The organism is Mycobacterium szulgai, assembly GCF_002116635.1.
GTDB classification, from domain to species: domain Bacteria; phylum Actinomycetota; class Actinomycetes; order Mycobacteriales; family Mycobacteriaceae; genus Mycobacterium; species Mycobacterium szulgai.
This window is the reverse complement of sequence record NZ_LQPW01000162.1, coordinates 1-13,211: the sequence shown is the minus strand read 5'-3', so window position 1 is coordinate 13,211 and position 13,211 is coordinate 1. Positions and strand designations below refer to the sequence as shown.

Below are 13,211 nucleotides of genomic sequence, written 5' to 3'. Positions count from 1 at the left end.
TGGTTGGGATGTGGGGGGTCTTTATGATCCTGATCCTGATCGGGTGGGGGCGTCGTATACGCGCATGGGTGGGTTTGTGGAGGGTGCGACGGATTTTGATGCGGGGTTTTTTGGGATTTCGCCGCGTGAGGCGTTGGCGATGGATCCTCAGCAGCGGGTGTTGTTGGAGACGGCGTGGGAGACCTTTGAGTCGGCGGGGATGGATCCGGGTTCGGTGCGGGGTAGTGATGTGGGGGTGTTCGTGGGGGCGTATTCCTCGCAGTACGGGGGTGTGGGCCGGGGCAATGGCGAGGTGGAGGGGTATTTGCTGACTGGTACTGAGGCCAGTGTGGTGTCGGGGCGGATTGCGTATGTGTTCGGGTTGGGGGGGCCGGCGGTGACGGTGGATACGGCGTGTTCGTCGTCGTTGGTGGCGTTGCATCAGGCGTGTGGGGCGTTGCGTGCGGGTGAGTGTTCGGCGGCGTTGGCGGGTGGGGTGACGGTGATGGCGACGCCGAGGATTTTTGTGGAGTTTTCTCGGCAGCGGGGGTTGTCGGTGGATGGGCGGTGTAAGTCGTTTGCTGCTGGTGCGGATGGGACGGGGTTTGCTGAGGGGGCGGGTTTGGTGTTGTTGGAGCGGCTTTCGGATGCGCGCCGCAATGGGCATGAGGTGTTGGCGGTGATTCGGGGCAGTGCGGTTAATCAGGATGGGGCTTCTAATGGGTTGTCGGCGCCTAATGGGCCGGCTCAGGAGCGGGTCATCCGTGCGGCGTTGGCTAGTGCGGGGTTGGCACCGGCTGAGATTGATGTGGTGGAGGCTCACGGCACCGGGACGGTGTTGGGGGATCCGATTGAGGCCCAGGCGATTGTGGCTACTTATGGGCAGGATCGGGCGGTGGATCGGCCGGTGTGGTTGGGCTCGATCAAGTCCAATATTGGGCATACGCAGGCCGCGGCGGGGGTGGCCGGGGTGATCAAGATGATCCAGGCGCTGCGTCATGGGGTGTTGCCGGCGACGTTGCATGTCGATGAGCCGTCTGCGCATGTGGATTGGTCGGCTGGTGCGGTGTCGTTGTTGACCCAGGCCCAGCCCTGGCCGTCCAACGGGCGGGTGCGTCGGGCGGGGGTGTCCTCGTTCGGGATTTCGGGCACCAACGCGCACGTGATCCTCGAGCAGGCCCCCCCACCCACCACCGCCGCCGTCGCGCCGGACAGTGCTGGTGAGGGTGTGCCGGCCCCGGTGTTGGCCGGGGCGGGGGTGGTGGCGTGGGTGGTGTCGGCCAAGACGGAGGCGGGGGTGGGGGCTCAGGCGGCCCGGTTGCGTTCTTATCTGGCCGAGCATCCCGAGGCGGGTGTGGCCGATGTGGGGTTTTCGTTGGCCACGAGTCGGGCGGGGTTGGAGCACCGGGCGGTGGTGGTGGGTGCTGACCGTGAGCAGTTGTTGGCGGGCTTGGTGGGGTTGGCGAGCGGCCAACCCGCACCCAACGTGGTGACTGGGCGGGTGGTGCAGGGCAAGACCGCGTTTGTGTTTGCGGGTCAGGGGGGTCAGTGGCCGGCGATGGCGGTGGGGTTGTGGGATTGCTCGCCGGTGTTTGCTGCGGCGATGCGGGCGTGTGGGCAGGCGTTGGCCCCGTATGTGGAGTGGTCGTTGGAGGAGGTGGTGCGCGGTGGTGATGAGTCGTGGTTGAGCCGGGTGGAGGTGGTGCAGCCGGCGTTGTTTGCGGTGATGGTGTCGTTGGCGGCGTTGTGGCGTTCCTGTGGGGTGGTGCCGGAGATGGTGATGGGGCATTCCCAGGGGGAGATCGCTGCGGCGTATGTGGCCGGTGGGTTGAGTTTGGAAGATGCGGCCAAGGTGGTGGCGCTGCGTAGTCAGGCGATCGCTGAATTGGTCGGGTTGGGGGGTATGGCGGCGATCGGGTTGCCCGCAGCCCAGGTGGGTGAGCGGTTGGCGCAGTATGGCGGGCGGGTGTCGGTGGCCGCGGTCAACAGCCCGGCCTCCACCGTCATCAGCGGGGATCCGCAGGCATTAGATGAGTTGGTGGCCGCGTGTGCGGCCCAGGAGGTGTTCGCCCGGCGGATCCCGGTGGATTATGCGTCGCATTCCGCACAGGTGGAGGCTGTTGAGCAGCGGTTGGTGGCGCAGTTGGCGGGGATCACCCCGCGGGCGGGCACGGTGGCGTTTTATTCCACGGTCACCGGTGCGCAGTTGGGCACTGAGGCTCTGGATGGCCGGTATTGGTATGCCAATTTGCGGCAGCCGGTGCAGTTCGAGCAGACCACGCGGGTGTTGATTGAACAGGGGTGTCGGGCGTTGATCGAGATGGGTCCGCATCCAGTGTTAGCGGTAGCGATGACCGAAACCGCCGAGGCCAGCGGGGCGGGTTCGGTGGAGGTATTGAGTTCACTGCGCCGCGACGAAGGGGGATGGCCGCGCTTTGTCACCTCGCTCGCCGAGGCCCACGTGGCCGGAGTAGCGGTGGACTGGGCCGCGGTATTCGCCCCGTGGCGCCCGCAACGGGTGCAGTTGCCGACATATGCATTCCAGCATCAGCGTTACTGGCTGTCGGGGACGCCGGTGGGGGGTCCACTGCGGCGGTCGGTGGTCAGGGACCGCGACGCGGCTATTTCGGGGCCTGCGTCAGGCCAGCGATGGGCCGTGCTGTCCGATGAAGAGCAACAGTCGATGCTCTTGCAGCTGGTATGTGCCCATGCCGCGACCGTCCTAGGTGCCGATCCCGCCGTCATCGAAGCCGACCGCGTGTTCCAGGATCGGGGTTTTGACTCCCTGACCGCCGTCGAGCTGCGCAAGCGGCTGCAAACCGCGACCGGGCTGGCGTTATCACCTACCGTCGTCTTCGACCATCCCACACCGGCCGCCCTCGCCCAGTACCTGCGGGAAGAGATCACCAGAACGACTCACGAGAATCCGCGTGCGCGCACCTTCCTCGATGCGCCGGCGGTGGGCCCGTTGACATCCCATATCGAGGGGCCGGTTTCCGGGCGGTTCAAGCCGTTGGTGCCTGTTGCGCGACCCACGGTGGTTCCATTGTCGTTTTCGCAGAGCCGGCTGTGGTTCATCGATCAATTCGAGGGGCCGTCACCCACCTACAACATCGCGGTCGCTTTGCAGTTGCGTGGTGAGCTCAACGCCGATGCGTTAGGCGCGGCGTTGGCCGATGTGGTGGGCCGTCATGAGAGCCTGCGTACGGTGTTTCCGGCGGTCGAGGGGATACCGCAGCAGGTGGTTGTCCCCGCCGTGTGGGCAGACTTCGGCTGGGATGTCGTCGACGCCACCGGATGGCCGCCAAGCCAGCTGCGCCAGGCTATCGACTCCGCGGCGCGTTACACATTTAAGCTGGCAACCGAAATCCCGCTGCGGGCAAAGCTTTTCACCCTCGCCGACGGGGAACATTTGTTGGTGATCACCGTGCACCATATCGCCGCGGATGGCTCGTCGATCACCCCATTGTTCGCCGATCTGGGTGCCGCCTATGCCAGCCGGTGCGCCGAGCAGGCTCCGGCCTGGGTGGGATTGCCGGTGCAATATGCCGATTACACACTCTGGCAGCGGGAAAACCTCGGCGATCTAGCGGACAACAATAGCCCCGTCGCCGCCCAGCTGGCCTATTGGGAGCATGCCCTGGCCGGGATGCCCGAACGCCTCGAGCTTCCCACCGATCGGCCCTATCCGCTGGTTGAAGATCACCGCGGCGGCAGCGTTGCTGTCGAGTGGACGGCGGACCTGCAAGCGCGGGTGGCCCATGTTGCTCGCGAGCACAATGCGACCAGCTTCATGGTGGTCCAGGCGGCCCTGGCCGTGCTGCTGTCGAAGGTCAGCGCGAGCACTGATGTGGCGGTGGGCTTCTCGACCGCTGGCCGCGGTGATAGCGCACTGGATGGACTGGTGGGGTTTTTCCTCAACACCCTGGTGCTGCGCACTGATCTGACCGGAGATCCCACCTTCACCCAACTACTCGCCCAGGTGCGACAGCGTTGCCTGGCGGCCTACAAACACCAAGACGTTCCTTTTGAGCTGCTCGTTGATCGGCTCCACCCGACCAGATCGATGACCCATTCGCCCCTGATCCAGGTGATATTGACCTGGCAGAACTTCGCCCGGCAGATCAATGATCCCGCAGCCGGGGTGGTCTTGGGTGATCTAGACGTCACGTATACGACGCTGGACACCCAGACCGCCGTGATGGATCTGGTGTTTTCTCTCACTGAACTCTGGACGAGTGCTGGTGAGCCTGCCGGCATTACGGGGGGCGTGGAATTTCGCACCGACGTTTTCGATACGGCGAGCATAGAGACGCTCATCGTTCGGTTGGAGCGGGTGCTAGTGGAGATGACCGCTGATCCGGGGCGGCGGTTGTCGTCGGTGGATCTGCTCGACGCCGATGAGCACGCTCGGTTGGATCTGTGGGGCAATAGCGCGGTGTTGTCCGCCGTCTCGGCGACACCGGTGTCGATTCCGAGCGTGTTTGCCATGCACGTGGCGCGCAGCCCGTCGGCGGTGGCACTGAGTTACCAGGGGGACTCGTGGAGTTACCGCGAGCTTGATGAGGCGGCCAACCGGTTGGCGCACCTACTGGCTGACCATGGTGCGGGCCCGGGGCGGTGTGTGGGGCTAGTCTTTGAGCGTTCCGCGCAGGCCATCATCGCGATCCTGGCGGTATTGAAGTCCGGGGCGGCCTATCTGCCCATCGACCCGGCGCTGCCGCCGGCCCGGGTCGCGTTCATGATCGAGGACGCGGGGCCGGTGGCCGTTATAACCACAGCCAGCCTGCGCCCGAAGCTGGACGGGCACGACCTGACGGTGATCGATGTCGAGGATCCCCGGATCGACACCCGCCCGTGTACCGAGCCGCTGGCGGTCCCGGCCGCCGACGACATCGCCTACATCATCTACACCTCGGGCACGACCGGCGTCCCCAAGGGCGTGGCCGTGGCCCACGGCAGCGTGACCCAGCTGTTCGAGACACCGGTCGCCGGCCTGCCACCGGGACCGGAGCAGGTGTGGTCGCAGTGGCACCCCTATAGCTTCGACTTCTCGGTTTGGGAGATCTGGGGTGCGCTGCTGGGTGGCGGGCGGCTGGTCGTAGTGCCCGACTCAGTGGCACGGTCGGCGACCGACTTTCACAACCTCCTGGTCTCCGAACAGGTCAACGTCTTGAGTCAAACCCCCTCGGCTCTGGGCATGTTGTCGCCGGAGGGTTTGCAGTCGGTGGCGTTAGTGGTGGCCGGTGAAGCGTGCTCGGCCGAGCTGATGGATCGGTGGGCGCCCGGACGGGTGATGATCAATGCCTACTGAGACCACGGTGTTTGCGACGATGACCGCGTCGCTGGTGGCGAACTCGGGAGTGCCGCCGATCGGTTCGGCGGTGCCGCGGGCGGCGTTGTTTGTGCTGGATAGATTCTTGCGGCGCGTGCCGGTTGGTGTGGCCGGTGAGTTGTATGTGGCGGGCGATGTGCTGGGTTGTGGGTATGTGCGTCGGGCTGGGTTGACGGCGTCCAGGTTCGTGGCCTGCCCCTTCGGCGGCGCGGCAGCGCCAGGAGAACGTATGTATCGCACCGGGGACCTGGTGCGCTGGCGCCGCGACGGGCAGCTGGACTTTCTCGGGCGCACTGATGAGCAGGTCAAGATCCGTGGGTATCGCATCGAGCTGGGAGAGGTGGCAGCCGCGCTGGCAAACCTCCCGGGGGTGGGGCAGGCGGTGGCGATCGCCCGTGAGGACCGCCCTGGCGACAAGCGGTTGGTGGGTTATGTGACCGGAACAGTAGACGGTGAGGGCTTACGCAAGGCGCTGACCGCTGGGCTGCCGGAGTACATGGTGCCGACGGCTGTGGTGGTTTTGGAGGACTTGCCGTTAACAGTCAACGGCAAACTCGACATGCGGGCCCTGCCGGCGCCCGAATACCGCGATCGCGGTTACCGGGCCCCTACCACCGCGGTCGAGGAGATCCTTGCCGACATCTACGCCCGGGTGCTGGGCATGGACAGCGTGGGTGTCGACGCGTCGTTTTTCGACATCGGCGGCGACAGCATTTCGTCGATACAGGTAGTGGCGCAGGCCCGGGCAGCCGGTGTGGTGTGCAAGCCGCGCGACATATTCGTTGAGCAGACTGTTGCCGGGGTGGCCCGGGTCGCCAGTTTCACTCGCGCTGAAGGCCCGGTGACCGATGACGGCGTCGGGCAGGTGTTGCCCACCCCGACCATGTGCTGGCTGGCAAGTGTCGACGGCCCGGTTGAGCAGTTCAACCAGACGATGATTGCGCAGGCTCCCGCGGGGGTCACCACCGACGACGTAGTGGTCTTGCTCCAGGCCTTGTTGGATCGGCACGCGATGCTGCGGTTGCGGGTTGACGACTACGGTGCCGCAGGTTGGCTGTGGTTTGTGTCCGAACCGGGTTCGGTGGATGCGGACAAGTGCCTGCAACCGGTGGAGGTGTTGTCCGACGATGCTGTAGTGGAGGCCCGGTCCCGGTTGGATCCGGCCGCAGGGGTCATGCTGAGCGCACTGTGGGTTGCCCCCGCCGCTCAGCTGGTGCTGGTCGTTCATCATCTCGCCGTCGACGCGCTGTCCTGGCGGATCTTGCTGGACGACCTTAACGCCGCCTGGGGCCAGCGTCGCGACGGCCAGGACGTGGCGTTGCCGGTGACAGGGACGTCGTATCGCCGGTGGGCGTCGCTGCTGCGTGAACATGCACGCAGTCCGGCGGTTGTCGACCAGGCGGACGCATGGCGGCGGACGGTGGCGGTTCGGCCGGCGCTGGCCGCGGTGTCTCCTGCTGTGGATACGTATGCGACCGCCGGGCAGCTGTCGGCGGCGCTGGAAGCGGAGACTTCCCGCATGCTCCTCGATGAGGTGCCGCTGGCGTTTCATGCCGGCGTGCAAGACATCCTGTTGATCGCGTTCGCCTTGGCGTGGGCGGAGTTTCTGGACAACACCGCCGAGATCAGCATCGACGTCGAGGGCCACGGGCGCCACGAGGAACTGTTCCCGGGTATTGACCTGTCGCACACCGTGGGGTGGTTCACCGCCAAGTACCCAGTATCGGTGACTGTGGGCGCTATCGGCTGGGAGCAGGTGGTGGCAGGTGAGGCGGCGCTGGGGGCGGTAGTCAAGGCAGTTAAAGAGCAGCTTCGAGCCCACCCCGTCGGCCTGACGTACGGTTTGCTGCGCTACCTCAACACTCACGTTGAGCTCACCGGATCCGACCCGCAGATCGGATTCAACTATCTGGGATACCTGGGATACCGGGGACGTTTGGCACCTGCCGAGTGTTCGGCTACTGGTGATCTGTGGCGGATCGGTCACGAAGGCTTGTCGTTGACCGCCTCCAGCGCCGCTGTGCCGATGCCGCTGACGCACACCGTGGAAGTTCGCGCTGTCATCGTTGACACCGACGCCGGTCCGCGACTGCACGCCGACTGGACCTGGGCCTCGTCCGCGCTTGATCGTGCCCAGATCGCCCGGCTGGGGCAGCTTTGGTTTGACGCCCTCGGCGGCATCTGCGCTCACGTCCGCCGTGGCGGCGGCGGGCTGACCCCTTCCGATCTCATGCCCGCCCGCTTAAGTCAGAAGGAGATCGACGAATTCCAACTGCTATACCGGATCGCTGACATTTTGCCGTTGACCCCGTTGCAGCAGGGACTCCTCTTCCACGCAAGTTTCGCGGAGTCTCCGGCCGATCTGGGTGACCTGTATGCGATGGATCTCAATATCGGCATGATCGGCACGCTCGATCACAACCGCCTGCGCGATGCCGTCCAGATGGTGTTCAACCGCCATCCGCAGCTGCTGACCCGATTCGTCTATCTACAGTCGGGCGACGCGGTGCAAATCATCCCGGATGGTCCGGTGATGCCGTGGCGCTATGTTGACCTAGGTACCAGCGATCTCGACCCCGATGAGCAGGTCGAGCGGGTGTGTGCCGCCGAACGCGCCGCTATCTGCGATTTGGCTCACCAGTCACCCAGTCGCGTTGTACTGATCCGGACCGCGCAAGACCAGTACCGGCTTGTACTGACCCACCACCACATCGTGCTGGATGGCTGGTCACTGCCGATCCTGTTGCGGGAAATATTCGCCATCTATTGCGGTGAAGACCTGCCTGCGGTCGGGGCGTATCGCCGATTCTTCGCCTGGCTGGCTGAGCAGGATCACCAGGCTGCCCAGGCCGCCTGGCGCGAGGTGTTTGCCGGCTTTGACGACCCGACATTGGTCAGCCCGCCGGACCGGTTAGGGCTCGGGCAGCGAGAAGTTCAGTCGTTTCGGGTTCCTGCCGAGACCACCGCGGCGCTTACCCAACTAGCGCGCTCATGCCAGACCACCGTCAGCACTGTGCTGGAGGCCGCCTGGGCGCAGGTGCTGACGTGGCTGACGGGCCATCATGATGTTGCATTCGGCATCGCAGTCTCGGGCAGGCCGGCCGAATTGGCCGGCGTGGAATCGATGGTGGGCTTATTCATCAACACGGTGCCGGTCCGAGCGATCATGACCGCCGCAACCACCACCGCAAGCCTCCTCGGCCAACTGCAACGCGCTCACAACAACACCGTCGAGCACCAGCACCTGGCGCTGAGCGAGATCCACCGCATCACCGGCCAGGATGTGCTGTTCGATACCGTTTTCGCTTACGAGAACTTCCCGATGGACACCGCCGTGCCGGTGGGCGCCCACGAGCTGACCATCACCGACATCACCAGCTACGTAGCCACCCACTACCCGCTTGTGCTGCAAGCCCTGCCGGGCCGGGAGCTGGAACTTCGCGTCCAATTCCGCACCGACGTATTCGATACGGCTGGCATCCAGGCGCTCGTCGACCGATTCGAGCGAGTGTTGGCGGCGATGATCGCCGACCCGGATCGGCGGTTGTCATCCGTGGACCTGCTCAACGCCGGTGAGCAGACTCGGGTGAATCTGTGGGGCAACCGCGCGGTGTTGACCGCCGTCTCGGCGGCACCGGTGTCAATTCCGAGGATGTTTTCCACGCAGGTGGAGTCCAGCCCGTCGGCGGTGGCGGTCAGTTTCGGCGAGTTTTCGTTGACCTACCGTGAGCTCGACGAGGCGGCCAATCGGTTGGCGCACCTGCTGTCTGATCACGGTGTGGGCCCGGGCGGGTGTGTGGGGCTGCTGTTCGAACGCGGCGGCCAAGCCATCGTGGCGATGCTGGCGGTGCTCAAAACCGGGGCGGCCTTCCTGCCCATCGATCCCGCACTGCCGGCGGCGCGGATCGCGTTCATGCTGGCCGACGCAGCCCCGGTTGCCGTGATCACCACCACCCATCTGGCCGACCGGCTGAACGGCCATGACGTGATGGTCATCGACGTAGACAACGCCGCTGTCGACACCCAACCCAGCACAGCGCCACCGGCGCCGGCCCCCGATGACATCGCTTACATCATCTACACCTCAGGCACCACCGGAACCCCGAAAGGGGTGGCCATCCCCCACCACAATGTCACCGCAATGCTGGGGTCCCTGGACGCATGCCTGCCGGTTGGTGGGGCGTGGACACAGTGTCACTCGTATGCCTTCGATATCTCGCAGTGGGAGATCTGGTGCGTGCTCTTGCACGGCGGGCGGTTGGTCGTGGTGCCCGAGTCGGTGGCGGGCTCGCCGGAGGATCTGCACGCCTTGCTGGTTTCTGAGCAGGTCAACCTCTTGTCCCAAACCCCGTCGGCGGTGGCGATGTTGTCGCCCGAAGGTTTGGATTCGGTGACGTTGGCGGTGGGCGGTGAGGCCTGTTCGGCCGAGCTGGTGAACCGCTGGGCACCCGGACGGGTCATGATCAACGGCTACGGCCCAACCGAGACCACGGTGTGTGTATCAATGAGTGCGCCGTTGAAGCCGGGGTCGGGGACGCCGCCGATCGGCTCACCGGTGGCTGCGGCGGCGTTGTTTGTGCTGGATGAGTGGTTGCGGCCGGTGCCGCCAGGTGTGGCCGGCGAGTTGTATGTGGCCGGCGATGGGGTCGGGTGCGGGTATTGGCGCCGCCCGGGCTTGACCGCCTCGCGCTTTGTAGCGTGTCCGTTCGGCGGCGCGGGAGTACACGGCAAACGTATGTATCGAACCGCGGATCTGGTGCGCTGGCGTGCTGATGGCCAGCTGGAGTATGTCGGGCGGACCGATGAGCAGGTCAAGATCCGCGGGTTCCGCGTCGAACTAGGTGAGGTGACCGCGGCGCTGGCCAGCCTGGACGGGGTGGACCAAGCGGCGGTGATCGCCCGCGAGGACCAGCAGGGCAACAAGCGCCTGGTGGGCTACGTCACCGGGGCAGTGGACGTGACCGGTGTGCGCGCGGCGCTGGCCGAGCAGCTGCCCGCACACATGGTGCCGGCTGCGGTGGTGGCGATCGACAAGTTGCCGTTGACCGTCACCGGCAAACTCGACCAGCGGGCCCTGCCGGCCCCCGATTACAGTCACGCTGGCCGCTATAGGGCCCCCACCACGCCCACCGAGGAGGCCCTGGCCGACATCTTCGCCAAGGTACTGGGGTTAGACCGGATCGGTGTCGACGACTCGTTTTTCGACCTCGGTGGTGATTCGCTGCTGGGGATGCGGGCGATCGCGGCGATCAACGCGGCCCTGAACGCCCACCTTTCGATGCGCGCCTTATTCGACGCGCCCACTGTTGCAGGCTTGAGCCAGCATTTGCGTAGAGATGTGAGTTCGGTAGATATCGTTCCAGTCGAGACGCTCAAGCGCGGTACCGACGTTCCGCTGTTCTGCATTCATCCCGGTGGTGGCGTTAGCTGGGCGTATCGGGCTTTGGGTGATTATTTGGACGGTCCAATCATTGGCATTCAACAAATCTTTGAAAGCGCGGAAATTCAACCTAGATCAATACGTGATATGGCAAAGGTCTATGCGGAGAGGGTTAAAGCGAATTATCCTGATGGACCCTACAAGCTTCTCGGCTGGTCTATCGGTGGCGTAATTGCCCAGGAACTCGCGATTGAGCTTTCTCGCCAGGGATTCGAAATCCAATGCCTGGTACTCCTTGACGCCGTGCACTTTGCCGATACCGGTGGCGCCGTAACGTACCAGGCTTCGGACGAGAACGAAGTGGTCCAAGATTTCGCGCGCGGAATGCTGGAGCGTTACCTGCCGGACAGTCGGACAGATATCGCAGAACTAGAACCTGACACCGCATCGAAACAGCTCTTGGAGTTCATGGTTGAAAATCTCAAGACCGTTGAATCGTATCTATCAGGGCACACGCCCGGGGTGTTCGCTGGTAATGCGATCATATTTACGGCCGCGCAGAGTGCAGTCGATCGGGATTCGTCTCTGTTGCAATGTTGGCGACCTTATATTGCGGGAGACATTGCAGAATATTCGGTCGACTGCACGCATGACGACATGTTGACTACCGGCTCGCTGCGCATGTACGGCGAACAGCTCAGGGGATTGTTAGCGCCGATTTCCGAGGTAGCCGGTTAGGCGCGATCTCACAACGTTGGTGTCGGCGACCGAGCGCGCTACCGACCAACCAACTTCCAGTCCTCGAGTCCGTCATAGAGCGGGTATTCGCCAGCTAGCCGTCTCACCCGCTGCCGCAACGCGGTCAGATCGGCCGCAGCGCCGGCCATCAGGGTGGAGGCGATTATGCCGGCGACCTCGGTGAATTCGGCGTCCCCAAAGCCGCGGGTCGCGAGCGCCGAGGTCCCCACTCGCAGACCAGAGGTCACCATCGGCGGGCGGGGATCGTTTGGTACCGCGTTTCGGTTGACGGTGATGCCGATCTCGTGCAGTAGGTCCTCGGCAGCCTTGCCGTCCAACGCAGAGTCGCGCAGGTCGACCAACACCAGGTGGACGTCCGTGCCGCCGCTGACCACCGATACACCTGCCTTAGCGACGTCTGGGGCCATAAGGCGGTCCGCGATGATCTTGGCGCCGGACAGGGTGCGTTGCTGGCGTTGCGCGAACTCGGATGTTGCGGCGATCTTGAGCGAGACAGCCTTAGCGGCGATGACCTGCATCATCGGTCCGCCCTGCTGGCCGGGGAACACCGCAGAGTTAATGGCCTTGGCGAACTCTTGTTTGCCCAGGATCATGCCCCCACGAGCACCGCCGAGCGTCTTGGTCACGGTCGTGGACACCACTTCGGCATACGGCACCGGGGATGGGTGCAACCTCGCGGCGACCATGCCCGCGAAATGCGCCATGTCCACCCATAGTGTGGCGCCAACCTCGTCGGCGATCGACCGGAACGCCGCGAAGTCCAGAATCCGCGGATAGGCGGACCAGCCGGCGATGAGCACCTTCGGGCGGAATTCAAGCGCCTTCGTCCGCACGGCATCCATATCGATCAGGTGGGTCGTCGGGTCAACGCCGTAGAAGCCGGCGTCGTACAGCTTGCCGGAGAAGTTCAGGCGCATACCGTGGGTCAGGTGGCCGCCGTTGGCGAGATCCAAACCGAGCAGCCGTTCCCCCGGTGTCATCAGCGCTTGCAGCACTGCGGCGTTGGCCTGGGCGCCCGAATGTGGCTGCACATTGGCGAAGTCGGCGCCGAACAGCGTCTTGGCGCGATCGCGGGCGATGTTCTCCACGACGTCGACGTGCTCGCAGCCACCGTAGTATCGCCGGCCGGGCAGTCCCTCGGCGTACTTGTTGGTCAACACGCTGCCCTGGGTTTCCAGCACTGAGCGTGGTACGAAGTTCTCCGAGGCGATCATCTCCAGGGTGTCCCGCTGACGGCCAAGTTCCTTGTCCAACAGGTCTGCGATCTCGGGGTCAAGCTCGGCGAGCGGAGCGGACATCACCGAGCGGGCAGTGGAGCCATCGGGCAACGGAGTCACGGGGCCAGAGTCTACGTGTTGGACCTGCAAGACAGCAGCCCACAATCTCGGCTTCCACGCCGGCATCATCAAGGAAAGCCATGAAGCGAGGCACCTGGTCGAGTGCGTTGACCTGTCAGCCTGTGTGCATGTCAGCCCGAAGCTGCGATGTCTCACGACGTCGGAACAAGTCTGAATCCGCGTGAGGCTCTCGTCTTGTTCCGTTTCGGCCCTCTTGGGTGCTTGTCGGCGGACATACGTGACCAAATCGGTCGCCGGATTCGGCGTCCTTGGCCAGTCAATTTGGTCCCGCCAGCTCCAGTAACCGAGTGCGCGCACCCGATCACCGGACCTGGCGGGTTGGCCGGCTCACATCTCAAATACCGCGGCGAGGAACTGGATCGCCATTCCGGCGGCCATGGCCGCTTGTGCGAGAGTCCCG

At 64.6% G+C, this 13,211-nt stretch carries 3 protein-coding genes; 2 read left to right on the top strand and 1 reads right to left on the bottom strand.

Features of this window, described 5'->3' with window-relative positions; translation table 11 throughout:
* On the top strand, positions 1-5,293 hold a 5,293-nt coding region (locus AWC27_RS33365; RefSeq protein WP_425437511.1), incomplete at its 5' end, for a hybrid non-ribosomal peptide synthetase/type I polyketide synthase.
* The gene (locus tag AWC27_RS24345; protein WP_085672827.1) at positions 5,283-11,432 is read left to right on the top strand and encodes a non-ribosomal peptide synthetase; all 6,150 of its coding nucleotides are present in this window, start codon (positions 5,283-5,285) and stop codon (positions 11,430-11,432) included. The genes AWC27_RS33365 and AWC27_RS24345, both read left to right, overlap by 11 nt.
* Positions 11,433-11,470: 38 nt before the next feature.
* On the opposite strand, the gene glyA is transcribed toward AWC27_RS24345, so the two are convergent.
* Complete coding sequence (glyA, locus tag AWC27_RS24340) at positions 11,471-12,751, bottom strand: serine hydroxymethyltransferase (RefSeq protein ID WP_085672826.1); 1,281 nt, start codon at positions 12,749-12,751, stop codon at positions 11,471-11,473.
* Positions 12,752-13,211: the final 460 nt, after the last annotated feature.

Excerpts from the sequence above, each read along its gene's own strand:
- glyA (WP_085672826.1), bottom strand. The coding sequence starts at position 12,751 with ATGTCCGCTCCGCTCGCCGAGCTTGACCCCGAGATCGCAGACCTGTTG.
- AWC27_RS24345 (WP_085672827.1), top strand. The coding sequence starts at position 5,283 with ATGCCTACTGAGACCACGGTGTTTGCGACGATGACCGCGTCGCTGGTG.